This is a genomic window from Paenibacillus solanacearum, from assembly GCF_910593845.1.
Lineage (GTDB): Bacteria > Bacillota > Bacilli > Paenibacillales > NBRC-103111 > Paenibacillus_G > Paenibacillus_G solanacearum.
In genome coordinates, this window is the sequence record NZ_CAJVAS010000010.1 from 180,594 (window position 1) to 205,700 (window position 25,107).

The 25,107-nt window shown below is 55.1% G+C and carries 24 protein-coding genes; 5 read left to right on the plus strand and 19 right to left on the minus strand.

The features are described from left to right. Positions 1–97 precede the first annotated feature (97 nt). From KXG62_RS13830 to trpB, 5 genes are all read right to left on the minus strand, one after another. Complete coding sequence (locus tag KXG62_RS13830; RefSeq protein WP_218092557.1) at positions 98–1,501, minus strand: amino acid permease; 1,404 nt, start codon at positions 1,499–1,501, stop codon at positions 98–100. Positions 1,502–1,664: 163 nt separating this feature from the next. Continuing rightward, on the minus strand, positions 1,665–3,407 hold the full coding sequence (locus KXG62_RS13835) for a M20/M25/M40 family metallo-hydrolase (protein ID WP_218092558.1): 1,743 nt from the start codon (positions 3,405–3,407) through the stop codon (positions 1,665–1,667). 109 nt (positions 3,408–3,516) lie between these two features. Continuing rightward, positions 3,517–4,689, minus strand: a complete 1,173-nt coding sequence (locus KXG62_RS13840) for a sensor histidine kinase (RefSeq protein ID WP_218092559.1) — start codon at positions 4,687–4,689, stop codon at positions 3,517–3,519. Beyond that, complete coding sequence (locus KXG62_RS13845) at positions 4,679–5,368, minus strand: response regulator transcription factor (protein ID WP_218092560.1); 690 nt, start codon at positions 5,366–5,368, stop codon at positions 4,679–4,681. The genes KXG62_RS13840 and KXG62_RS13845 overlap by 11 nt, the downstream gene beginning before the upstream one ends. Before the next feature lie 189 nt (positions 5,369–5,557). After that, entirely contained in the window at positions 5,558–6,718 is a 1,161-nt protein-coding gene (gene trpB / locus KXG62_RS13850; protein WP_218092561.1) for a tryptophan synthase subunit beta, read from the minus strand. A 190-nt stretch (positions 6,719–6,908) separates the two neighbouring features. Between trpB and KXG62_RS13855 the strand changes: the two genes are divergently transcribed. Both KXG62_RS13855 and KXG62_RS34070 read left to right on the plus strand, forming a co-directional pair. After that, entirely contained in the window at positions 6,909–7,502 is a 594-nt protein-coding gene (locus tag KXG62_RS13855) for a YdeI/OmpD-associated family protein (RefSeq protein WP_218092562.1), read from the plus strand. A 116-nt stretch (positions 7,503–7,618) separates the two neighbouring features. Continuing rightward, entirely contained in the window at positions 7,619–7,747 is a 129-nt protein-coding gene (locus KXG62_RS34070; RefSeq protein ID WP_246627440.1) for a DUF6254 family protein, read from the plus strand. 79 nt (positions 7,748–7,826) lie between these two features. On the opposite strand, the gene KXG62_RS13860 is transcribed toward KXG62_RS34070, so the two are convergent. Together KXG62_RS13860 and KXG62_RS13865 are read right to left on the minus strand one after the other, a co-directional pair. Continuing rightward, the gene (locus tag KXG62_RS13860; RefSeq protein WP_218092563.1) at positions 7,827–8,111 is read right to left on the minus strand and encodes an alpha/beta-type small acid-soluble spore protein; all 285 of its coding nucleotides are present in this window, start codon (positions 8,109–8,111) and stop codon (positions 7,827–7,829) included. A gap of 57 nt (positions 8,112–8,168) precedes the next feature. Next, positions 8,169–8,699 (minus strand): hypothetical protein, encoded by a 531-nt coding sequence (locus KXG62_RS13865; RefSeq protein ID WP_218092564.1) that lies wholly within the window; start codon positions 8,697–8,699, stop codon positions 8,169–8,171. Between the two features lie 220 nt (positions 8,700–8,919). Here KXG62_RS13865 and KXG62_RS13870 point away from each other — a divergent pair, with 220 nt between their 5' ends. The 3 genes from KXG62_RS13870 to KXG62_RS13880 all read left to right on the plus strand — a co-directional run bounded on the left by KXG62_RS13870 (position 8,920) and on the right by KXG62_RS13880 (position 11,224). After that, the gene (locus KXG62_RS13870) at positions 8,920–9,384 is read left to right on the plus strand and encodes a WGxxGxxG family protein (RefSeq protein ID WP_218092565.1); all 465 of its coding nucleotides are present in this window, start codon (positions 8,920–8,922) and stop codon (positions 9,382–9,384) included. A 55-nt stretch (positions 9,385–9,439) separates the two neighbouring features. After that, the gene (locus KXG62_RS13875; protein ID WP_218092566.1) at positions 9,440–9,709 is read left to right on the plus strand and encodes a YozQ family protein; all 270 of its coding nucleotides are present in this window, start codon (positions 9,440–9,442) and stop codon (positions 9,707–9,709) included. Between the two features lie 144 nt (positions 9,710–9,853). Next, positions 9,854–11,224: an MFS transporter gene (locus KXG62_RS13880; protein ID WP_218092567.1), complete on the plus strand. Its 1,371-nt coding sequence runs from the start codon at positions 9,854–9,856 to the stop codon at positions 11,222–11,224. 192 nt (positions 11,225–11,416) lie between these two features. Here the strand turns inward: KXG62_RS13880 and KXG62_RS13885 are convergent, their stop codons facing one another. The 12 genes from KXG62_RS13885 to KXG62_RS13940 all read right to left on the minus strand — a co-directional run bounded on the left by KXG62_RS13885 (position 11,417) and on the right by KXG62_RS13940 (position 25,004). Beyond that, positions 11,417–12,178, minus strand: a complete 762-nt coding sequence (locus KXG62_RS13885; protein ID WP_218092568.1) for a DeoR/GlpR family DNA-binding transcription regulator — start codon at positions 12,176–12,178, stop codon at positions 11,417–11,419. 76 nt (positions 12,179–12,254) lie between these two features. Further along, on the minus strand, positions 12,255–13,748 hold the full coding sequence (gene rhaB, locus KXG62_RS13890) for a rhamnulokinase (RefSeq protein WP_218092569.1): 1,494 nt from the start codon (positions 13,746–13,748) through the stop codon (positions 12,255–12,257). Then, complete coding sequence (gene rhaI / locus KXG62_RS13895; RefSeq protein ID WP_218092570.1) at positions 13,745–14,971, minus strand: L-rhamnose isomerase; 1,227 nt, start codon at positions 14,969–14,971, stop codon at positions 13,745–13,747. Before rhaI ends, rhaB begins: the two co-directional genes overlap by 4 nt. Positions 14,972–14,993: 22 nt before the next feature. Beyond that, on the minus strand, positions 14,994–15,374 hold the full coding sequence (locus KXG62_RS13900) for a sensory rhodopsin transducer (RefSeq protein WP_218092571.1): 381 nt from the start codon (positions 15,372–15,374) through the stop codon (positions 14,994–14,996). A gap of 24 nt (positions 15,375–15,398) precedes the next feature. Next, positions 15,399–17,468: a bifunctional aldolase/short-chain dehydrogenase gene (locus KXG62_RS13905; RefSeq protein WP_218092572.1), complete on the minus strand. Its 2,070-nt coding sequence runs from the start codon at positions 17,466–17,468 to the stop codon at positions 15,399–15,401. A gap of 167 nt (positions 17,469–17,635) precedes the next feature. Further along, on the minus strand, positions 17,636–18,481 hold the full coding sequence (locus KXG62_RS13910; protein WP_218092573.1) for an amidohydrolase family protein: 846 nt from the start codon (positions 18,479–18,481) through the stop codon (positions 17,636–17,638). 113 nt (positions 18,482–18,594) lie between these two features. Then, positions 18,595–19,341, minus strand: coding sequence for a MerR family transcriptional regulator (locus KXG62_RS13915; protein ID WP_218092574.1), 747 nt, complete (start codon positions 19,339–19,341; stop codon positions 18,595–18,597). 364 nt (positions 19,342–19,705) lie between these two features. After that, positions 19,706–20,680: a Gfo/Idh/MocA family protein gene (locus KXG62_RS13920; protein WP_246627441.1), complete on the minus strand. Its 975-nt coding sequence runs from the start codon at positions 20,678–20,680 to the stop codon at positions 19,706–19,708. A 227-nt stretch (positions 20,681–20,907) separates the two neighbouring features. Beyond that, on the minus strand, positions 20,908–21,996 hold the full coding sequence (locus KXG62_RS13925) for a GerAB/ArcD/ProY family transporter (RefSeq protein WP_218092575.1): 1,089 nt from the start codon (positions 21,994–21,996) through the stop codon (positions 20,908–20,910). 16 nt (positions 21,997–22,012) lie between these two features. Continuing rightward, positions 22,013–22,228 (minus strand): hypothetical protein, encoded by a 216-nt coding sequence (locus KXG62_RS13930; protein WP_218092576.1) that lies wholly within the window; start codon positions 22,226–22,228, stop codon positions 22,013–22,015. Next, positions 22,225–23,427: a Ger(x)C family spore germination protein gene (locus tag KXG62_RS13935; RefSeq protein WP_218092577.1), complete on the minus strand. Its 1,203-nt coding sequence runs from the start codon at positions 23,425–23,427 to the stop codon at positions 22,225–22,227. The genes KXG62_RS13930 and KXG62_RS13935 overlap by 4 nt, the downstream gene beginning before the upstream one ends. A gap of 5 nt (positions 23,428–23,432) precedes the next feature. Then, the gene (locus KXG62_RS13940) at positions 23,433–25,004 is read right to left on the minus strand and encodes a spore germination protein (RefSeq protein ID WP_246627442.1); all 1,572 of its coding nucleotides are present in this window, start codon (positions 25,002–25,004) and stop codon (positions 23,433–23,435) included. Positions 25,005–25,107 lie beyond the last annotated feature (103 nt).

Genomic DNA, 25,107 nt, shown 5'->3' on the forward strand with positions numbered 1-25,107 from the left:
CAAAAATATTATATCGTATCTTTCTTTGATTTCAATAAATAACGTTACTAAAAGATCGAAGGCAGTCCATTTACAAGCTTCACTTCATTGGGCTCCATTATTTATAGCCCGATTCGTTCGTTAGTTCATCATCTGCTTCGGTACTCACAGGAGCGGCTTTGCCAACGCCCGTAGCATAAAAACTGATCACAACCATGCCTAAGAACACAAGTCCGGCCATTAGGGAGATGCGGGTATCATCATTGATCCACATACCGACCAATACGATGAGCAGGAAAACAATGGTTGCATAATTGGTCAATGGGGTAAGAGGCATTTTAAACGGATGATGATCCAGCCCAGCTCCCTTTCGTTTTCTGAATTTCATTTGACTGATCAAAATAACAAACCACGGTACCATACCGGGAAGTACGCTGGCGCTGTATACATACACAAACAGATTTTCCGGTGTAATATAGCTTAAAATCACGCCAATGCCCAGTCCGACGAGCACGCCAATCGTTCCCAGCAAAGGGATGCCGGTACGGGATATTTTCGTAAATATTTTGGGCGCCTGTCCGTTTACCCCTAACGTATAGAGCATGCGCCCGGCGCTATAAATTCCGCTGTTGCAACCGGACATGGCAGACGTGATGACGACGAAGTTGATGATCCCCGCCGCTGCCGGAATACCGATTTGGGCAAACGTCGCTACGAACGGACTGCCAATCGCGTTCAGCTGATTCCAGGGATAGACGGTCACAATGACAAATATGGCGCCAATATAGAAGATCAAAATACGCCAAATGATACCTTGGGTCGCACGCATTAACGTTTTTTGCGGATTTGCCGCCTCACCGGCTGTAATCCCGATCAGTTCGACACCTTGGTAAGCCCCAATGACCAAGGAAAGCGCAAAGAAAAAGCCTGTCCAGCCCCCCGTGAAGAAGCCCCCATGCTGCCACAGGTTCGAAAATCCGATCGCGTTACCCCCGTTGCCTATCCCAAAGAAAATGAGACTCAATCCTATAACGATCATGAATACGATGGTTACAATTTTAATCATGGCGAACCAAAACTCAAATTCGCCGAATGATTTAACCGACAGTAAATTGGCGGCGCCGAGAAGCACCATTGCGATTATACCCGGTATCCAAGCAGGCAAATCGGGAAACCAGTATTTCATATATGTGCCAATCGCGATGATTTCCGACATCCCGACAACGACCCATTGAAACCAGTTGCTCCAAGCCGTTATATAGCCTGCCAAAGGATGAATGTACTTATATCCGAAGGTAGCGAATGACCCCGTACTCGGTTCTACGTACTGCATTTCCCCCATTGCGCGCATGATGAAAAATATAAAAATCCCTACAACCGCATAAGCAAGCATAACGGATGGACCCGTCCATTTTATCGTGCTGGCAGAGCCCATAAATAAACCTACACCGATCGTGCCTCCCAAAGCTATCATCTGAATATGGCGCGCTTTGAGGCCCCTGTTCAACTCTTTGTTTTTCACTCCAAATCCTCTTCCTTTGTGACTTATGCTTCATACCGGTGTCTTATTATTTGCAATCGTTTTTCTAATATTCGGCAACCTGTTTTTGTACAGAGCCGCTCTCCGAAAAAAAGACAGATAGAACGACCCTCTAAAATCATTTCATGGTTTCCCGAAAGTAACATCAGTGTTTATCGGGTTGCTGTACTCCAGGACGGTTTCGTTCCGAGGAAGGATCTTTCGATACTGTCGCCAACAAAGCGGAAGCGATCGAAATGGGAATGACGCTTATCGCAGTCACTACCGGGGTGAAAGGCAGCATGAACAGTACATAGAATAACCAACATACAGGCGCATACAGAAAAACGATTACTGTGCCGACCACGACTGACGAAATCCATCTTCCGATTCGGTACCGATCCAGTAAGGCAACAACTAGAATCCCCATGGTGCCAAGCGAGAACAAATAGCTAATATCTTGGAACAAAACGGCGCTACCTACAATCAGCAGCAAGAGAAAGGGCAGAAGACCGGCAAGGGCTTCGTGCAGCGACAGCTTGCTATCTCGAATGATCGCCACAGCGAGAGCGCACGCGCCCACAGCGAAAACGATACTTAAGAACACGGCATCATTATTCGTCGACTCGGACAGGTTCAGCAATTGTGTTACCCCCGATACGACTCCCCAGCTCAATACCGCCGCTCCGGCCATCCATCCGAGCAGCCGGCCCAATTCGGCAATCATTGTGCGGAACCGTAAGCTGCCCGTTCGAATCTGAAAGATCATATACCATAGGGCGAACCCGGCGGCTGCGGCTGACAGGGCATAAGACTCGGCTTTGCTCATGATCACTAAATAGCCGGGCAATAAGGAAAAGTAGAGGCTATCCTGTTTTCTTCCATCTTTAAATGGAACCCGTGCGGCATGATCAGCCATTTCCAAGGCGGACATCAGAAAATGGTATGCCGTACTACGATCCAAATTTTCAAAGTTATCCGATTTTTCATGGTAACTCTCAATCCCCTCAACTGCCGCGAAATTTAGGCCAGAGTAGCCTGCCTCCAAATAACGGGTCAAATCCGTCCCATTGGGCATCCGGAGGTATAACCCGGTCGTGAACGAAAAAGCTAGCGGACGAGAGCTTGCAGATTGAAAGTAGCGCACCGCATCCAGATTGTCGTCAGAAGTCTCAAACATCAGCAGCCCGCCGCGATTGCCGCGCGCTTCGAAGTTGACGACCAGATCGATATTACCGAGAAGCTCCGTGTGCGATCGAACGAATTCCTTCGCTCCCAGCGTCCCTAATTCCTCACCATCCGTGAATAGAAAATAAAGGTCCGATTGCAAATTCGGGTTCCTCGCCTGCTCGCGCATGGCTTCCAGAAGGGCGGTAACCGAGACCATGTCGTCTGCCGCACCAGGGGTCGTCGGTTTGGTGTCGTAATGGGCCGAAAACAGGATGCCACGATCTGTTGCGGGGGCGTCCAGCTTCACCAATATATTTTGCAGAATCAATTTATCATTCTCGTCAAAATGGGCCCGTGTACGAATGCCATTCTTGAAGTTATCCTCGTGAGAAAGTCCGTTAGCAAGCGGCGGCAAATTCTCAAAGTCGGGTACGCCACTGCGCTCAAACATGTCCGCCATCACGTCCGTGATCGTGTAAGTTACTTTCTCGACCTTCGGTTCCAAGCCCATTGCTCGTATTTGCTCCAACAGATAGGCTCGTACCGACTCCAGTTCCTTCGATCCGGGTGGATGCGCCTCGACCGTCATCGCCTTTAGATTCGTCAACATCCGCTCGTATGCCGGATAATCAGCACCGGATTCGGATGGCGGCACAGGCGGACGCAAAAGTTGCCGCTCCAATCCAATCCCCGTCGCAAGTACAATCATCATCAGAACGATTGAAATGATTTTTCTCATATCTCGTCTCCCCCAATACATGGATATACCATGACTATACAGGAGGAAAGGTTAATTCTAGGTTAAGCTCGGCAAAAAACGGCCCGACGCAAGTACGGCAGAAACCGCTTCAATAAACGGTGGAGGCGTTAGGCAGTTGAACCTCGAATGTGGTGCCCATACCCATTGCGCTCTGGACTTGTATTGAGCCACTATGCTTGTCGATGACCGCCTTGGTGATGGACAGCCCCAGTCCGTTGCCCCCCAGCTCTCTGGAACGCGACTTGTCCACGCAGTAGAAAGGTTCAAAGATTTTGTCCGTCTGATCCTCCGGGATCCCAATACCCGTATCGGCTATGGTAATCCGCGTTGTATCCGGATGGCGTGTGCCAGTGATTTGAATGCTCCCATTCGGCTTGTTATACTTGATGGCATTATGAAGAATGTTGGAGAATGCCCGGTGCAACAGATTCCTCTCTCCATAGACTGGTATATCCTCAAGGTGGACTTCGATATCGATATCCTTGCTTTGAACCTCCGCAGCAAGCTCACTTAAGATCGACTGGAACAGCTCCTTCGCTGAGAATGTCACACAGGCGGCCACATTCAAGTCCGCATTCATTCGGAGCAGGTCGTGAACCAGGATGTTAAGTCGCTCCGCATTGCACTGCGTATCCTGCAGTGCTTCCTTATATTCTTCAAGTGATGGCGGGCCACCCAGCTGTACCACCTCAATCCTGGCGAGCATAGCGGCGATCGGTGTTTTGAGTTCATGAGCCGCATTGGCTGTAAAGTGTTTATGAGCTGTGAAAGATTTTTCTAATTTCCGTATCATTCGATTAAACGATATGGACAACCTCGATACCTCGTCCTTGGACGGGGGAACCTGAACCTGCCTGTACAGATTATTTTCATCGATCTCTTCGATCTCCTTGCTTAAGTCTGTGACAGGCTTTAGCGCTCCTCCTGCTACCCTGTAGGTAAGGACGCTTCCGCTAGCGATGATCAAGATTACACACAGGAAGCCAGTAGAGGCGAAGTTAATCTGCTGCTCAATCAAGACAGGCGGCACGGAGGGTATGGGAGGTGCAGACGGTATTGGAGGCACAGACGGTATGGTTACTGGAAGGGGCTCTCTCCCCATTTCTTCTGAGGTACTGACTTTAGGAACAAGCTGCGGGGCGACATAAACGATGCGAGCTGTATAGATTAAAGCGGCCATGAGCGAGAAGCATGCGATGGAGAGTATCATCGCCATTAATAAAGTTAGCCGCACACGCAGCGGAAGGGAATTAATACGCATCTAGCGGCACCTCCGCTATGTAATATCCAAGCCCTCTCCGGTTCTTGATCACTTCCTGTTCACCCAAGAGCGCCGCCAACTTCTTTTTGAGAGAATTGATATGAACCTTGAGCGAGTTCGAGAACCCGTCGAAGCTGCTGTCCCACAGGTGCTCCATGATTTCTTCCGCACTGACGACTTTATCTTTGTTAAGCATCAGGTACTCCAGAATGCCGTATTCTTTCTTCGTCAATTCCATTAGGTTGCCCTTAACGTACGCGGTCTTTAACGCAGTGTCGATCAGCAGCTCGCCATGTGACATTCGCGTATCCGTCTGGGTGAATCTCCGGCGGAGCAGCGCCCGCAGTCTAGCCTCCAGCTCCTTGAAATGAAAGGGTTTCGCCATATAATCGTTCGCTCCGGTGTCCAAACCAAAAATTTTGTCCTCTACCTCGGAACGTGCCGACAGAATCAGAATTTTGATGTCTTGGTTATTCTTACGGATCTCTCTTAGGACATCGATCCCATCGATTCTAGGCAGATTCCAGTCCAGCACAAGCGCGTCATATTCGTGGATTTCGACCATTCGCAACGCCTCTTCGCCGTCCGATGCCGCATCGACTGCATAGCTGAATTTTCGCAAACCCATGCAAATCGACTTCTGCATCGACAGATCATCTTCAACTACCAATATTTTCAATTTTGTCGCCCCTATCCTATTTGTTTGACCCATGATAGATCAAGTTCAGTTAAGTTAAGGTTAAGGGTAAAGCACTAAAAAAGCCACTCTTGTTCGAGCATCCCAATCATCTATGAACCGAAACAAAGAGCGCCAAATGGGCGCCCTTCAATTTCTAATGTATTGTAATACGCGATGCATCCGTTACTTTTATTTGAGCATTTGATACACTTGTTCGACATCCTTATCCCCGCGGCCAGACAGATTAACGATAATAATTTGATCCTTACTCATCGTAGACGACAGCTTTTTCGCGTAGGCCACCGCATGTGCGCTCTCTAAAGCAGGGATAATCCCCTCCGTGCGGGACAGTTCCTGGAAGGCTTCCAGCACTTCCTCATTGCTGACCGCCGCATACTCGGCCCGGCCCTTCACTTTCAGGTCGCTATGCTCCGGTCCAATGCCCGGATAGTCAAGACCCGCAGCGATTGAATAGGTCTTCTTCGGCTGTCCTTCCTCGTCCAGCAGCACCAAACACTTGAAGCCGTGAATGATGCTTGGGACGCCTTCGGTTAAGGTTGGCGCTTGATCAGGCTCGACGCCGATCAAGCGAACACTCGGCTCGTCGATGTAGTGGGCAAATGCCCCGATCGCATTGCTGCCGCCGCCTACGCAGGCTACTACCGCATCCGGCAAACGGCCTTCTTTCTCGATAATCTGCCGCTTCGATTCTTCACTAATAATTGCCTGAAAGTGCTTGACCATCGTCGGAAACGGATGCGGACCCACAGCAGAACCGAGCAAATAAAACGTATTTTTATAATTGCGAACCAGATCGCCCAGCGCCTCATCTACCGCATCCTTCAGCCGTCCTTGGCCTTTATGTACCGGTACAACTGTCGCGCCGAGCAGCTCCATCCGGAACACGTTAAGCGCCTGCCGGCGCGTATCTTCAGCTCCCATGTAGATGACGCATTCCATATTAAACATAGCGCAGGCCGTTGCCGTAGCAACACCGTGCTGTCCAGCACCGGTCTCCGCGATAATCCGCTTGGCTCCCATTCGCTTCGCGAGAAGAATCTGGCCAATCGCATTGTTGATCTTATGCGCTCCGGTATGATTCAGATCCTCGCGCTTTAAGTATATTTTCGGCCCTCCCCAAGCTTTGGTCAGCCGCTCCGCATAAGTTAGCGGATTCTCGCGGCCAACATATTCGCGCAAGTAATAGCTGAGCTCTTCTTTAAAGTCCGGATCATCTCTAAACTTATAAAATTGCTCACTCAAATAACTCAACACTTCCTGCAATTCCGGCGGGACGAAGCTGCCGCCAAACTCTCCAAAGTATCCCTCTTGCTGCAATTGTTGGTCCATAAGTAAGCGCCTCCACTAATCGAAATAGAAATGGTACTCTACCTAACATCTTACCATACATTTCAACGATTGCGCCCCCGTTTTCCTTCTAGATGTCATTGTGACCGCTGTCTTGATCGCAAGGATTGACAACTATAGCGTCGAATAAAAGTGTATACTAGTTTTTAAAAATCGGAAGAGGAGTGTTACGGTGACAAAGAGCGGATTGAATCCCAAGGTTGATGGATTTCTAAATAAAGCCAAGACATGGAAGGAAGAATTCGTGAAGCTGAGAAGTATCGTGCTCGACTGCGGGCTGACCGAGGATTTTAAGTGGATGCATCCTTGCTACACGCTTGAGCAAAAAAATATTGTACTGATCCATGGATTTAAAGAGTATTGTGCGCTTTTGTTTCATAAAGGCGCCTTGCTGCGGGATACTCACGGGATTCTCATTCAACAAACGGAAAATGTCCAAGCGGCGCGCCAGATCCGGTTCACCCATGTGCAGCAAATCATTGAAATGGAAGCCATCTTGAAAGCGTATATTCATGAAGCCATGGAAGTGGAGAAAGCCGGGTTGGAAGTGAATTTCAAGAAGACGGAGGAATTCAGCATTCCCGTAGAATTTCAAATAAAGCTCGATGAAGCCCCTGCCTTGAAGGCGGCCTTTGAAGCATTGACGCCGGGACGACAGAGAGCATACATCCATCATTTCTCCGAGCCCAAACAATCCAAAACGCGAGAATCGCGGGTTGAAAAATACAGGCAGCACATTCTCGATGGGAAGGGTCTGAATGATTAGTATTTTCCACAGTACCTTAAAAAATCTGGCGGCTTTCGTTCGGGCATAAAAACTGCGCGCGGCTGCCATGCTATAGGAGCAACACCATTCACATTCGGAAAAGGAGTGCAATCTCGATGAGCCATTCAAAGCGCCGCGAAGAGAACGCGTGGAAAATTCGCAAGCAAACGCAACGACCGCACGGGAAAGTCAAGTCGCTTGACGAATATGCGAACGAGTATGACGCACAACGAACCGAACTGTAATGTGAATAACCCCGGCATGCCGTCAGTCTCCGGCGCCGGGGTTTCTTCTTGCTTCCCGTGCTCGCTGCCGCTCCCTGCTTTACCTGCGACGCGGTCCTTGGGCAAGCTGCTCTTGCGCCATTCGAATCATTTCCCGCACCATCGTTCCGCCGATGCGGCCGCCTACTTTCCCGGCTTGTTCGGTCGTCAACTGACCGTTGGCGCCCGGTGCCTGAAGCGGGATGCCCAGCGTGCGCGCCACCTCGTATTTTACTTGATCGGGTCTTTCCGCGTTAAAGGCGTATCCTTCCCTTTTCATCACTTCCGCCTTGAACTGATCCAGCCCTCGGCCTGCGCCGGGAACGACCGGTCTTCTTCTGGACATGATTACTCCTCCTTAATATTGAGAACGGATAACGGCTCGCGGCCGCGATGCGGCAGCCTATGATTTATGCCGCGCCCTGCGAAATAACCGGATGACAAAATAGATGACAACGCCCCACACGATCAAGCTCAGGAAAGACATTCCCCCGCCGTACGCCGTTCCGTATCCTGCGCCGCCGAATAGACCGAACGGATTGAACAAGCTCCCGAGCAATGCACCCGCAGCAAAGCCCCCGAATAAGCCGCCCAGTCCGGTACCACGGTTCGGATAAGGCGACGCGGGATTGGCCGGCCCTGTGCCTGGCGCCGTTCGGACATTGCCGGCCGGCGTACCCGTTCTCGCACCCGCCCCTGGGGCCGTTCTGCCTCCGGTATACGTACGGCGGCCGGAGCGGTAGGCGGCTTCCCGGTAGACGCCATCCTCCGCTTGCGTTCCTGCCAATGAATCGCGGGACGCATCGGGATGCACCGCCTGCGGCTGCGGCACCGCAGATTCGCTGTAAGTCGGCTCCGGAAGCTGGGCCTGAACGGGTACCGCGTTCAGGCATAAGAACGCTGCCGTCAGCCCCATAATCCATATGCGTTTCATAGCTGCCTCCCTGTGATCGGTTATGCCGTTATTATTCGACGGGCGGCCCAGAGCTATGCGCGAAAGCGGTTTACCTTAGCCCATAACCCATCACAGGCAAATAATCGCCATTGATCCCATCAATCCGCCATACGCCAACATGCATAGGACGGCCGGAAAAAAGTCAAAACAAGAAGAGCATTGCCTTCAGGCTGTTCCAACAACGAAAAGGAGGCTTACCATGAACAAACCATGCAAGCTGCTGCTGTCCGCATTCCTATTGTCATCCGTCATCGCGGCAACGCCTGTCTCGGCGGAAAGCGGCAATCCATCATCCCCCACAGCCGGAGCGAACGGCGTGACCAGCGCCGGGTCCGCATCGATTAATGCAGGCTCCTCCAGCTATATTAGCGGCAACCATGGCTTCACGAGCACAACGACGACGACGGGCTATGGCAGTACGAGCCTTTTCGGTGCGTACAATACAAATGACGACGCACCGGTTCCAAGCTACGGGGCGAATGCGGTCCGCGGCGGCGCGTTCCGGGCGCAAAACTGGAACGGGTCGACGTATAACAGCAACCGGGTCATTACGCCGTATGCAACCGAACCTCGAAGCAACGCCTCCACCGACTGGGGTTGGCTTGGTCTGCTCGGTTTGCTCGGGCTTACCGGACTGATTCCGAACCGGCGCGAGGTTCAATAGTACAATTCAGTAGTACAATACGCAGACACAGTTCACAGGAAAGGAGGCCGTCGCTATGAGCGATAAGCAAGCAGCCAAAGCACTGAATCAAAGCTTTGAACAAATCGCGGACAATCGCTACGATATTACCGATTACAAGAGCGGCAGCGAAGCATCCCGGGGGCTAGCCGAGACGCATGAGCAGTTGAGCGACGCTTATGTCGTCGCCGGAGCGAATCAAGCGGATGCGGTGAATGAAGCGGCTTCCGCTTCGGAGAAAGAGAAGAGCCCTTCGGCAGCGGCTCTTCCGGAAGATTGCGTATTCGACGAGGACACGCAGGAATGAGATAAGTCACGTCGCCGCCCGCTCTTCGTACCATAGGGGGCGGCGGTTTTTGCATGCGTTTTTTACAATCAAATCGGTCGAAAAAAATAGTTGTCATACTAATCGTATAGTGTTACTCTTTTTTAAAAGAAAGAGGTGACATTCTTGGCGAACGAACCGGCCCGCATGCACAAAAACGAGCTGCTGCTCATTACCGCGGTAGCTTTGGGCACATTGCTCAATCCGCTCAATACAACGATGATTTCCGTTGCGTTAACCCGGTTGCAGGAAGATTTTCATCTTACCTTCGCCGATGTATCCTGGCTGATCTCTACATACTATTTGGCCAGTGCGATAGGACAACCGGTCATGGGCAAATGGAGCGACCTGTTCGGCCGCAAGCGCGTATTTATGCTCGGACTGCTGCTTGTTACCGTATCGTCTTGTCTCGCTCCGATGTCTCCGAGCTTCGGATGGCTTATCGGCTTTCGCATCATTCAAGCGGTAGGCAGCTCCGCGATCTTCCCTTCCGGTATGGGGATGATCCGCAGCCGGATCACTTCGAATCAGGCGAGAGCGCTGGGCATTTTATCAATATTTTCCAGCACCTCGGCCGCCTTCGGCCCTTCGCTCGGCGGTTTTTTGCTTCATTACGGCGACTGGCCGCTTATCTTCCTGTTTAACTTCCCGTTCATCGCCGGTTCTTTCGTACTGGCCTGGAAGCTGTTCCCCCGCGACCCGAAAACATCCGGCAGCATGGCGGATATGGACTGGTGGGGCGTGCTGCTGTTCTCGGCAACGATCTTCATGTGGCTGCTGTTCTTCCTGTCGTTCGAGGACGGAATCAGCTGGTGGAAGCTGGCCGTCAGCGTGGCGCTGACCGTCGTTCTGTACAAGTTTGAGCTTCGAAAAAGCAAGCCGTTCATCGACGTCGTGTTTCTGCGGAAAAACGTCAACGTTTCGCTCATTTACGTTCAATTCATTTTGACGAACGCGGTTTTCTATTCCATCATGTTCGGCATGCCTTCCTACTTGCAGCGAGTGCAGCAAATGGACCCGCAGCAGACCGGGCTCGTCATGCTGTCGATCGCCGGGTTCAGCGTCGTCGTCACGCCGCTCGTCGGCCGCTGGATCGACCGGAGCGGCTCCAAGCCTTCGCTGCTCGTCGGTACGTCCGCGGTCGTCCTCGGGACGCTGCTGCTGCTGATCATCCGGGATCAGGCAAGCGTCGTGACGATTTTCCTCGTACTGTGCGTGCTCGGCATCGCCAACGGCTTCAATAACCTGGGGATGCAGACCGCGCTGTACGATTTCGTCTCCAGGGAAGAGACCGGCATCGCTTCGGGCCTGTTCATGACATCGCGCTTCATCGGCACGATTTTGTCGTCCAGCCTGCTGGCCGCCCTGTTCGGCAAAAACATCACGACCTCGCATCTGCACAGCATGGCATGGATTTGCGCCATACTCGGCGTACTGATGCTGCTGCTCACCCTGCGGATGCCGAGAGGGAAGCGGGCTGCCGCCGCCGCAAAATAAGAACGGCGCGCCAGACGCAGCGCAGCTCGTCCCGCCCCTGGCGCTCCAGCATTCGGCATGCGGTATGCCGAATCCATACGCAGAGCAGCAAAGAGCCTCCGGCTCCACTCGCGAAAGTGGAACCGGAGGCTTTGTTATAACGTATTCTTCAACCGATACGCATCGATCAGAAGCTTTTCTTAACTGCCCGCCTTACGCTTGAATGATGCGGACGGATTGCTCCCGCAGCAGCGCCAGCTCGCGTTCGTCGGCCGCGCCGTCCGTAATGACCGCATGAATATGCGCCCAATCGCCGACATGCGCGAACGATTGCTGCCCGAACTTGCTAAAGTCCGCCAGCACGAAAACTTGATCGGCGATTTCGATCATTTTTTGCTTGATCAGCGCCTGCATCTCATTCGACTCGCTCAATCCGCGCTGCGCGTGAAGCCCTTTACAGGAGATGAACGCTTTGTCGACATGGTACGTGCGCAGCGATCGTTCCGCCAGCGGTCCGACGTACGACAGCGAACGCGGGGAGAGCAAGCCGCCGGTGGAGATGACCTGCACCCTCTCCTTGCCGCTCAGCTCCATTGCCACCTTGATCGAATTGGTCAGCACTGTGAGCGGCACGTCAGGCAGTGTTTGCGCCATATACCACGCGGTAGAGCTGGCATCGAGAATAATCCGGTCATTTTCCTGAATGTGACGGACCGCTTCGGCGGCGATCAGGCGCTTCTGTTCCATGTTGGTCGTTTCGCGCTCCGGGTAGGGCACTTCCTGCACCTGCTCCGGCTTCAAGCTGATGGCGCCGCCATGGCTGCGCAGCAGCTTGCCTTCGCCCTCCAGTTTATCCAAATCCCGCCGGATCGTCTCCTCCGTCACCTGGAATATATCGCTCAGCTCCGTTACCCGGATGCTTCCCCGCTCATTGACCAGACTTACGATTTTATGCCATCTCTCCGCCACCAGCATACAGCTAACCCCGCTTCCAAAATTCGTTTCTTAACCAATCGCCGAACCTGCTTGCCTGCCGTCCGGTGACCTGGGCCTATGACTCCCCGATGATGCGGCCGAACGTTTCATACACGCGCTGCCACACCGCCGTCTCCTCCGGCGCATACGTCCTGAGCGGAAACGATCGTCGGATAATGCTTCGCGCTTCCTGCATATCCCGAATATGACCCAGCGCCATATATTGTACAACAATATTGCCGAGCGCACTACCTTCGGCCGGTCCCGCCCAGACGGGGCGGCCGATGGCACCGGCGGTAAAACGGCACAGCAGCTCGTTGTGAATGCCGCCGCCGACCATATGCAGCCCGGCAAACCGTTTGCCGGACAGCGTCTCCGTCCGTTCCAGCACGAGCCGGTATTTCAGCGCCAAGCTTTCCAGCACGCAGCGAATCATCTGTCCTTCGCTCTCCGGCGCCGGCTGTCCGGTTCGTCCGCAGTAGTCGCGGATCGCATCCGGCATGCTGACCGGGTTCAGAAACGACTCGTCGTCCGGGTCAATGAGGCTGCGGAACGGTTCGGCCTGCTCCGCCGCCGCCACGAGCTGCGGGAACGACAGGCTGCGGCCCGCTTTGTCCCAGGCGCGCTTGCATTCCTGGACGAGCCACAGCCCCATAATGTTCTTGAGCAGCCGGTGCGTGCCGTTCACGCCGCCCTCGTTCGTGAAGTTCCACGCCAGCGCCTGCTCCGTCAGCACCGGCTGCGGCAGCTCCGTGCCAAGCAGCGACCATGTGCCGCAGCTGAGATAGGCGAAATCCGGGCCGTCGGCCGGGACGGCGACGACAGCGGAAGCGGTGTCGTGCTCGCCGACGGCGATGACCGGAAGCGGCGGCGCGCCGAGCTCGGCGCACACGTCCGCCGACAACCGGCCGGCCGGTGTGCCGGGCGCCGTCGGCGGGAGCAGCAGCCGTTCGGGAATGCCGAGCGCGGCCAGCAGCCCGCGATCCCATTCGCCGGTGAGCGGGTTCAGCAGCTGCGTTGTCGATGCGTTCGTCGCCTCGCTGCGCATCTCCCCGGTCAGGAAGTAGCGCAGCAGATCCGGGATCATCAGCAGCTTATCCGCCTGCTCCAGCAGCACGGAACCGCTTTGCTTGAGCGCCGCCAGCTGGTACATGGTATTGAAAGGCAGAAACTGAATGCCCGTCGCTTGAAAAATGCGCTCGCGACCGAGCTGCTCGCCGACCTGCTCCATAACGCCGTCGGTATGGTGGTCGCGGTAATGGTACGGGTTGCCGAGCAGCTCCCCGCTTCGGCCGAGCAGCCCGAAGTCGACGGCCCACGAGTCGATGCCCAGACTCTCGACTTCATGGCCGAGATGTCCCGCCTTCAGGAGGCCCTGCTTGATCTCGTGCAGCAGGCGCAGGATGTCCCAATGCAGGTGCTTGCCGACCTGCACCGGGTCGTTCGGGAAGCGGTGCACTTCCTCCACCGTCAGCTTCGGCAGACCGCCGTCGTCGCCCGGCTCCAGCAGGCCGACGATCGCGCGCCCGCTGCTTGCGCCAAGGTCAAACGCCAGTACCTTCCGGCTCACCAGCTTGCACCGCCCTTGCCGCGAGCCAAGATGCCGCTGCCGTAATCGCTTTGCAAATACGCCTTCATCGGATCGGCCGGTACGCCCATCTCCTCGCGGAGGGCGAGCAGCAGCGGCGTGACGTCCTGCTCATACGCTTCGCGTACCGCCTGTTCGGCGGCCAGCACATCCTGCTTCTCCTGCGCGTCGCGAACTTCATCGAAGTTGATGAGCAGCGCCTTCGCATACTGCGTCTGCACGTTCAGCACCGAGCGGAGCATCGCCGGAATTTTCAACTCGATCGCATGGCTCTGGTCGATCATATAGGCGATCTGATCCGCCGTGGCGCGCACGCCGGCATCCGCATCCGCCGCCGCATCGAGAATTTGATAGAAAATAAGGAACAGTTCATACGGGTTGTGCGCCCCGACGATCAGATCGTCGTCGGCGTACTTGCGGCTGTTGAAATGGAAGCCGCCGAGCTTTTGCTCATCCAGCAAGTAAGCGACGATATGCTCCACGTTCGTGCCCTGCGCATGGTGACCCGTATCGACGAGCACCTGCGCTTGCGGCCCCAGTTTGTTCGCCATATTGAAGGACATGCCCCAATCGGCGAGATCGGTATGGTAAAACGCCGGCTCGAAAAACTTGTATTCGATCAGCATCCGCATGTTCGGGTCCAGGGCGCGGTACATTTCCGTGAGCGCTTCCAGCATCCACGCTTTGCGCTTGCGGATGTCCACCTGTCCCGGGTAGTTCGAGCCGTCGGCGAACCAAAGGCTCAGGTCGCGCGACCCGACAGTCTTCGCGATGTCCACGCACTCGAGCAAATGGTCGGTCGCTTTGCGGCGAATCGCCGGGTCGGAGTTCGTCACGCTGCCGAATATATACTCGTCTTCCTGGAACAAGTTCGGGTTGACCGCGCCGATCGATACGCCGAGCTCGGCCGCATGCTGCTGCAGCTTGCTGTAATCGTCGACCTTATCCCAAGGAATATGTATCGCTACGGAAGGACAAATGCCAGTCAATTTATGCACCTGGGCCGCATCCTCGAACTTCTCGAACGCGTTGCGCGGAACGCCCGCCTGCTTGAACACCTTGAAGCGCGTGCCGGAATCGCCGTATCCCCACGAAGGCGTCTCCACCTTCAACGCTTTCAGCTTCGCCTTCACTTCGTCCAGACGAATGCCTCTTTCGTTTTGCCGTTCCTCAAACAATGCATATGCGCGGTCGTTATAGCTCATTGTACCTTCACCCTTTACTTGTTTATTGTTGAACCAGCGGATAGCCGATGACCGACATCAGCGCGTTGGCCGCCTGCGTCGTGTCCAGCCGGCTGTACTGCACGATGACCGGAACGCTGCTCTCCACTTCCATCGCGTAAGGCACCCCTGCCGGGATGCGCTCCCCGTCCTTGGCAAGACCGGAGGTGCGAATATGCTTCGTTCTCCGGCCTTCCAGCCGCACTTCGATGCGTTCGATCGGCGGACGATCCTCAAAGTATATCGTAATCCATAGCTGAGCTTCTTCTTGATGGCAGTTGAGCACACAAATCGATTCATGGCTTTCCAGCGAGCCCGTGCTTTCCGGCGGAATGTATCCGTCCGGAATGTACCACAGGCGGTGACCTTTTTGTAATTCGCTCATCCGAGCGTCAGCTCCTTCCGATGGTTACCTTGTAAACGCCGCCGGCACGCCGCCGTCCACCGTCAGCATGCAGCCCGTCGTTTTCTCCGACTTCGACGAAGCGAAGAACGCGATGGCGTCAGCGATGTCCTGCGGGTAAATGTTGACGAGCAGCGTCGTCCGCTTGCGGTAATACTCTTCCAATTGATCGGGCTGGATGCCGTAAGCGGCCGCCCGCTCGTTGCGCCAGTTGGAATTCCAAATTTGCGAGCCTTGCAAAATCGCATCCGGCAATACCGAATTGACGCGGATGCCGTATTCGCCGCCTTCGGCCGCAATGCAGCGGGCCAAATGCACTTCGGCCGCCTTGGCCGTGCTGTAAGCCGATGCGTTTTTCCCGGCGTACACTGAATTTTTAGAGCCGACGAATACCATATTGCCGCCGACGGCTTGCTTCTTCATGATGCGGAACGCTTCGCGCGCCACGAGGAAATAGCCTGTGCCGAGCACATTCATATTCAGGTTCCATTCCTTCAGCGACGTTTCGTCGAACGGGCTCGATGTGGCCAACCCCGCGTTGTTCACGACGATATCGACGCCGCCGTAAGCGAGCACCGTTTCCCGGAACGCCTCAACGACCTCTTCTTCCTTCGTCACGTCGATTTTGACGGCCAGCGCCCGCATGTCGCCGTATTGCGCGTTCAACTCAGCAGCCAGCTTCTGCGCGCCCTCGACGTTCAGGTCGGCGATGACGACATGCCCGCCGTCCTTCAGGAACTGGCGTACCGTCGCGCTCCCGATGCCGCCCGCTCCGCCGGTCACGAACGCGACCTTGCGCGAAAATTCCGCTTCCGCCGGAGCCAGCGTCAGCTTGTAAAGCTCGAGCGGCCAGTACTCGACGTTGTACGATTCGTTCTCGCTGAGCGATACGAACTGCCCCAGCGCCGTCGCGCCGCGCATGACGGCAATCGCCCGGTGATACAGCGCGCCGCTGACCTGCGCCATCGCCCAGCTTTTGCCGGTGTTCAGCATCCCGATGCCCGGAATGAGAATGACGCGCGGGGACGCTTCGAACATTTGGTCGCCGTCGTTTTGGTTGCGCTCGAAATACGCCCGGTACTCTTCTTTATAGGAGGCGATGCCGTCCTTCAGCGCCTGCACCAGCGCATCGACGTCCTTGGCGGCCGGATCCCAGTTCACGAACAGCGGCTTCATCTTCGTATGTACGAGATGATCGGGGCAAGCGGCGCCGACCTGCGACAGCACGGCCGCATTCTGACTATTCACGAACTTCAGCACGTCGTCCGCATCGTCGAACGTCACAAGCATCTTCTTGCCTTCGCTTACCGCGCCCCGGGCTACCGGCATCATTTGCGCCAATACATCGAGGCGCTCTTCCTTGGACAGCGCTTCGTATTTCGCACCGCCGTACAGCGCGCCTTCATTGACGCGGGCTTCAATGAACGATTCCGCCTCCTGGATAATCGCAAGCGTTTTCAAGTAGCAATCATGCGAGTTATCCGCCCAAGTGACAAGACCGTGCTTCTCCATGAGCACGAGCTCGGCCTTCGGATTGCTCTTCACGCCTTCGGCGATCATCTTGGAGAGCGTAAAGCCGGGACGTACGTAAGGCACCCAGACGAAGCGGTCGCCGTAAATTTCCTTCGCCAGCGCTTTGCCGTTATCCGCGCAGCACAGGCTGATAATCGCGTCGGGATGCGTGTGATCGACGTGCTTGAACGGCAAAAATGCATGCAGCAGCGTCTCGATGGAAGCGCGCGGATGCTTGGCGTCGATCATGCAGTGGGACAAGTATGCCACCATCTCTTCGTCGGACATCGATTCACGCTCGATCAGCGGGCGAATGTCTTCCATCCGCAGCCCGGTGAAATTGCCGGCCTTCATCGTCGCCAGATCGGAGCCGCTCCCCTTCACCCACATCACTTCCACTTCGCGGCCTCTGAAGTCGGTCTCCACCGTCTTCATCGATGTATTCCCGCCGCCCCAGTTCGCGACGGAACGGTCGGTGCCGAGCAGATTGGAACGGTATACGAGCTCCCCCAACCCTTGGCCCGCCTGAGCCGCCTTTTCGTTATCCCACAAATGTGCAACCACTTCTGTTTCCTCCCGATATGTTGGATTTATATGATTATGGCTTATTCACATCATAACACCCGTCTTTGTTTTTGTATATTTATTTTTGTTTTCTTCCGTTTATTCATTTAGGTTAAAAAAATACCGCCTCCCGGTGCTCGGGATGACGGCAGAACACGTAACGCCCATTAAAGAACGGATGATTCCAGCTTGTAAAATCGGAGCGCGTTGCCCCCGTATATATTCGCTTTATCGGCTTCGCTCAGCTCCTCCGGCAGCGCTTGCGCAAAAACGTCCACGACCTGATCATAGCTTGCGGCCAGCAAGCAAACCGGCCAATCGCTGCCGAACATGACGCGGTCCGGACCGAACGCCTGAACGATGTGCCGCACGTAGCGGACGAACTGTTCCGGCTTCCAGCTTCGGGCGTCAGCCTCCGTAACCATCCCCGACAGCTTGCAGTAGATGTTCTTATGCGACGCCGCTTGGACCATTTGCGGGCTCCAAGGATCCCATTGCCCGCTGGCGATCTCCGGCTTGGCCAGATGGTCGATGACGCCGCGCAGCCCCGGCACCTGTTCCAGCAGTTGCAGTACGGCGGGAAGCTGGCCTGAGCGCAGCAGCAGATCGACCGGCACATCCTCCGCGGCAGCGTAACGCAGCGCTTCCACGAATGCCGGTTCCAGCACGTCTTCAGCCCGCTCCAGCTCCTGAATCATGACCCGGAAGCCGGCAAACTTCGGATGACTCCGAAACGTCTCGAGCTGCTGCCGATAGTCGGCCCCAGCCAGATCGATCCACCCGACGACGCCGGCGATGCGGTCCGATCGGTCCGCCAGCCCGAGCATAAATTCGGTATCGCCGAGCGTCGGCGCAGCCTGCACGACAATCGACTTGTCGATGCCGTTCGCATCCAGATGCGCTTCCAAGTCTTGCGGCAAAAAGTCGCGGTATATCGCCGTCATCTCCGGCGTGATCCAGTCGTAATCGCCGCGGTCCAGCCGCCAAAAATGCTGATGCGAGTCGATTCTCATAAACATTCCTCATTTCTTCGTTCATTGCCCTGCCCTTGTCATGACAAGCCAGGCTTTCGAAAAGATATGTTCAGTATACGGGAAAGAGGGGCCAGATCGGCCCCTTTCCACGCTTACCCGGCGGCAAACGCTTCGGCCGCGAAGCACATATAGTACGCGAGCCCGGTTTGCTGCGACTCCAGCATCGACCGGTGAAATTCGTCGCCCAAGAAGAAACGCGTTTGCGCCGCAAACTCGGAAGCCGTAAGCGCTGTTCCGCCACCGTTCATATACTGCAAATGATCGCGGATCAGCAGCCGGACCTCCTCATGGTCATACCGGACTCCGCTGACGAGCGCATCGGCCATGCCTTTCATAAATTGCATCGCTTCTCTGGCCTTCTCGTTCATCTCTTCCACGTTGATCGCGTTTTCCTCGAGCATGTCGTAATCGTAAGTCTGCTTCAGGTGCCTGTTCTGCTCCTCCAGCGCCGCTTTCCATTCTTCCTCGCTTTGAAACCCGCTGAACATGTTCTTCGTATCCATCGCTTCTCCTTTCGCGGCGCACGCCAGCGCCTCGTCCATCGTTTGAAGGAGGCGCTCCAGCCTGTGCTTGCGCGCCGTCATCTCGCTTTTTTGCTCCTCCAACAGCCGGGAACGGTCGTCCGCGCCCTCCAGCAGCCGCTTGATCTTCTCCAGCGGAAAATCCAGCTCCCGGTAAAACAAAATATGCTGCAGACGCTCCAGTTCCTTCCGTCCATACAACCGGTACCCGGCTTCGCTGATCTCGCAAGGCAGCAGAAGGCCGATCTTATGGTAATGATGCAGCGTCTTGATCGTGACGCCGGACAGCTCCGAAACGTCTTTTACCGTATACAGCAAGCGGATTGCCTCCTTTCAACATTGACGATAAAGGCTCCCCTTAGGTCAGAGTCAAGCGATTCTTTTCGAAGCGGCTCTGCAGCTAACAGCCGGCAGACGGCCCAGCACCAGACGAAGCTGCGACCGCGAGCGAATGGACGTACCGTATCGGGCATTGCGGAGCGATGTTCCCTCATCCCCGAACAGGACGAAGCGGCAGCGAGCAGTCCGTTCAGAATGGAGAAGCAAACGATTTCAACATAAGCGGCTTCGATGGAAGCTCAGAACCGCCAAGCCTTGGACTAATAGAAGCGGATCATTCGCGGAGAAAACGACGGAAACCGAAGCATAACCAGGCGGCACTGCGCCTGTTCCCCGGCACAGCCTACCACTTGGGCAGCACGATGTCGGCGACCCGGCCGCTGAGGCTCGATTCATTGGCGTAATGAACGAGTGCCTGCGTCTTCAAATAATCCCGGCCGCTCGATTCGCTCTCCCGGCCTTCTTCCAGACTGTTTAAAAACTCCGTCAGCGTATCGGTCACCCGTAGACCGCTGAAATCGCTATAGACCACCGGCTCGCTGCCGTCCTTCCGATATACGGCAAACTGCTTGCCGGTCACTTGAACGACGCCTTCGGTTCCCTCGATCCGCCAATCCGCTCCCCACTCGGTGGATGGCCCTCTCGACGTGATCGAACCGGTATAGCCGACCGTGATGCCGCCATCCAGCTCCAGGAAAAAATGCAGGTTGATGTCCGCCGGCTCGCTGCTCCAGCTGCCGATCGGGTTATAGTTGCGGGCAAAAATGCGCGCGCCCTCGCACCCCGTCAAATAGCGGATCATATCGAGATGATGCACCGCAATATCGTCGAGTAGGCTGACCGTATATTTGCGCTCGGTATGATGATACCGGTAAAACTGCACATCGATCGTCGTCATCTGTCCGATGATCCCCTCATCGAGCAGCGCCTTCAGCTTGCGCACATACGGAAATCTCCTGTAGTTTTCCGCGATCATGAACGGGATGCCTTCCCGCATCGCCCGCTCAACCACTTGCTGCGATTCGCCGTAGTCGAACGAGATCGGCTTCTCGCACAGCACCGGCAGCCGGAGGTCGAACGCCCGGTTATTGATCGCCGTATGCACCATCGGCGGCGTGACGTTCACGACGAAATCCGGCTTCTCCACCTGAAGCGCTTCCTCAAACGATAAATAAAAAGGCGTGTCGTGCCCTTCCAGCTTGCTCTTCATCGCGGCGTCCGGCTCTGCAACGGCTACGCTCAAACCGCCTTTGCCGATTAATTTCTTGTACATGCCGAAGCCCGCTACGCCTAGTCCAGCCAATACGACCTTCATCATCCCATCCCCTTCTCCCCTCGATAACGACCGGAAAGCTTTGCCAGTCCATACGCCCTACATTGTACCCAAGCCGCCGCCGGATGTATAGATGAACATTGGACAATACAATAGGCCGATATTGATCTCGCCCGGGCCTCTGCCGCCGTGAGCCTTAACCAAGCGCCGGGAGGAGTCGCTTCCCGCACGATGTGACAATGTCGCGATGTGGCAATCTGACCCTTGCCCTATCAAGAAGGCGCCGTACGGCGGTTCCTGAGCATGGACATCAACAAGTAGAACACAGGCAAGCTCTCCACGATCAGCGAATACGCTGGCCAAACGAACATGATGAAATGGTTCAGTTCCGTCGAATTGCCCACGACATGAACGGAAAGCGTCAGCATGATCGCGCCGAACGAGAAGGTGAACGGTCTCGTATCCTTCAAGCCGAACAGCTGCGATACGATCAGCACGGCAATATAGAGAAGAAAGCTGAGTTTAATAAACAGTCCGGAAATCCAGATGGCTACGACAATCGGGTCCAAATTTTCCAAAAAGTCTCCGATCCGGATGAATCGGATCATTTCCAGCACGGGATACGTCATTTGTGACGTCAAATGCTCGCCGAGCAGCAGCAAGCACATAATGAAATACGTCTCAATGAACAGCAGCGAAGTGAACGACGACCAGACCAGCGTCCGGAACGTTCGCTCCGACCGGCTCAAATAGGGGAAAATGAACAGCACGGCGAACATTTCCCCGAACATGCCGATGTACGGATACGTATCGCTGACAAGCCGGCCCGGCTCGAGATGGGTAATCAGGGCGATCGCCCGATCGAAATTCAGCTCTCTGCCCACAAAGATCGGATTGAGCGAGGCAACACTGAAAATAATGAAGAAAAAGCCCGACGCGCAGCGGAAGATGACCTCCATTCCCGATCGGACCCCGATGCAGATGACGAAGGCAAAGATGGCGCTGACCATCCAGGGCGGCGTCGACGGCAAATAAATTTGCACGAGAAAATCGGTAATATTCCGCAAGATTATGCTGGTCAAATGCAAGAAGAAGAAGCCGAACAACACCATCAGCGGAATATGCAGCCAGCGGCCGACAAGTGCCTTGCCGTAATGAACGAGAAACTCGCCCGGGCGGCGTCTCGCCAGCGCGATCGAAATATAGGTCACCGCCAGTCCGGCGCTATTGGCTGTCAGCAAGGCGAGCCACCCTTGATAGGAAGCGACTTCGGCCAGCATGGGGACAATAAACCCGACGATCGTCGTAAAATGAAAAATGATGATCAGCAATCCGAGCTGTAGCTGGGTAATTCGCTGCATCGAGCGCCCTCTCCTATTAGCGAATAATGTTCAGCACGGGACGCAGCGCATATTCGATCAACCGGTTCGGACTCGCGAAATCCTTGAAGCAAAATACCGCCGACGTATACAGGAAAGCGGCCGCAATAAAGCTCCCGACGATCCAATACGTTCTTTTTTTCCGGTTGCGCTGACTCAAATACAGCCATTCATGCCACGCCATTGCCGCATAAACAAGTGTAATGACGATCATTCCGTAATCTCCCTCTGTTCCAGGCGCTGACGAGTAATTGATTTACTCTCCACGCCTGTGCGCTTCACCACCACATGAGCCGTTACATGGACGGGCGTGTTCTTATAGATATGGCGCCAATCCGTTCTGTACTGCTCCCATACTTTGGGATAACGCCAATCGACGTACCAGCCTAAGCCGAATGCGTCCACTTCTTCGTCCCTTGTTTTCCTAAGCGTTCTTTCGATTCTTTCGATGAGCTGCTCGGACAGCAGCGTCTCCAGCTTCGAGACCTGATCCGGGTCCATGAGATTGATCGTCGATTCCGACGACATGACATCGTCCTCCGCTTCGATCGTAATTTCGAAGTGAAGCTTGCCTTTTGCAAAGACCGGCCGGATTTTCGCATGGGAGCTCAAAATAATGAAGCTGATCGGCTTACCGTCGGTCGGCGAGTCCAGCGAGATGACCGAATTTTTCATTTTGCCTTGAATCCAGAGTCCTGCCCGCATCTCCTGCACATTCAGCTTACCGATCATTCGGCCGCCTCTAATCAAGGCGGCGCCGTCCGTACCGACCCAGGGGCCCCGCTTCCCCTTCTCGCTGAGCATCTCCGACACGCCGATCGTGAGCAGAGCCGCTGCGCTATCTCCGCCCTTGACCGCCGCCTCCAATACATCTTTGACGCTGGTGTCAAGCGTCACTCTTCTTCTGGCGAACTCGCGCAGCACCTCGTTCGGAAACCGCTCGAAGACCGGTGTCAGCTTGCTGATGTCTTTGGCCAGACCGGGAGCGACCATCAAGTAACTCTTGGTATGAAAGTTCGGTTCACGGGCAACGAATTCCATCAGCGGGTCCAAGCCTTGCCGCGCCAAGGTCTCGCCCACGACAATGACGCGGCAGTGCCCCCAGGACAGCTCCCGAGACAGGTCGGAGCGAATTTTCCGAATGGCGACGGGAATGCTCTCCGCCGTTTTGGTCACAATCGTGTACGGGTTGCCCCCTTCGGTCGAAATGCCCGCTTCCCCGCCGCTGATCGACAGCCGATTCGGCAAAGGAAAGCCGAGCGACACTTCGTAGATCCCTTCCTCCGATTTGTCCATATACATCGCCGTCACAAAGGCTCTATCGTTAATCTCGATCCGGGACCAGCAGCCGGGAAGCAGCAGCAGGCAGAGCGAGGCTGGCAGCAGGCGCCAGGTTAATTTGCGCAGAAGCATCAGAATCAGTCTCCGTCATCATGTCGAATGGGCAGTCTGGAGCGGGCGTCGAGTCTCTTCCGATTGGTCGTGCCGTAGAGCAGCGGCCTGTGCTTCATCGCCCAATGGGGAGCCCGAACGAGCACATCCTTCAAATCGCTGGTCACCAGCGGCGCAGTCGGCGACAAATAAGGGGTGCCGAACGAGCGCAGCGAAACCAGATGGACGTAGATCAAAATAATGGCGATGATGATGCCGTAGAGGCCGAAGCTGGTGGCAAGAATCATCACCGGAAATCGCAGCAGCCGAAACGTCAGCCCCAGGTCGAAGTGCGGAATAATAAACGATGCGATGCCAGTAATCGATACGACGATGACCATCGGGGCGGACACGATCCCCGCTTGCACCGCCGACTGCCCGATGACCAGCGCCCCGATGATGGAGACCGTTTGCCCGATCGGCTTCGGAATGCGAATGCCCGCTTCTCTTAACGCCTCGAACGTAATCTCCATAATCAGCGCCTCGACGATGGCGGGAAACGGCACATTCTCCCTCGCCGCAGCCACGGTGATCAGCAAGTTCGGAGGAAGCATCTCCGGATGAAAGGTGGTCACTGCGATATAGATGGAGGGCAGCAAAAACGAGATCAGCAAAAATAAATAACGTATCCACCTAATCCATGTCGCCGCCACGAAACGCTGATAATAATCTTCGGCCGATTGCAGCAGCATGTACAGCGTGACCGGAACGAGAACCGGCATCGGCGTGCCGTCCACCATAATGCCGACCCGGCCTTCGAGCAGCGAGGCGCTGAACGTATCCGGCCGCTCCGTGTACTGCACCTGGGGAAAGGGCGAATACGGATTGTCCTCGATAAAATCCTCAATATAGCTGCTGCCGAACACACCGTCAATGTCGATTCGCGAGAGACGCTCCTTGACTTCATCCAGCAGCTTCTTCTCGCAAATGCCTTCAATGTAGCACACGGTCACGTTCGTCTTCGTGTACGTGCCGAATTGGCGATGTTCCATCTTCAGATCGGGATGCTTCAAAATTCTTCGCACCATCGTCATGTTCGTCGCCAAATCTTCGACAAATGCCGCCTTCGGTCCGCGAATGACATTCTCGTTCTCCGATCCGGCGATCTGCCGTTTCTCTACCTTCCGCATCGGGAACAGCAGCATGCGCGGCTCGTTATGAACAAGCATGACGACGGTTCCTTCGAACAAGGCGTCGGTCGCCAGACGAAGGTCCGTTACCGTCCTCATGCCGGTAACGGGGATTTGCCCCTGATCCGCTACATGCGAAACGAGGCGCTCCGGGGAATCGAACCGCTCCTCCAGCAGAAGCGGAGCGATGACCTGCTCCTGGAGCATGGTCTGATCGATGATGTTGTCGATATACAGAAACGCGCAGGCGATATCTCCCGGCAGTTGAACCTCATGAAGCTTGAAGTCGTCGCTGTGGTCGAACGTCACCCGAAACCACCCGATCCGCATCGCCAGATCGCAGCCGATCGGCGCAGGCGCCGCAGCATTCGGGGGAGAGCCGTTCAGTTTGCCTCTGCGCCGCTTCGGAAACCGGAGGAAAGATAGCATGAATGCACCTCGGCAGGTATTTTCTGTATAGCGTTCCAACGGTCGCCACAGATTATGCAATCGTTGCCGGAAACGCATGGAATAAGCGATTCGAATCTGATAC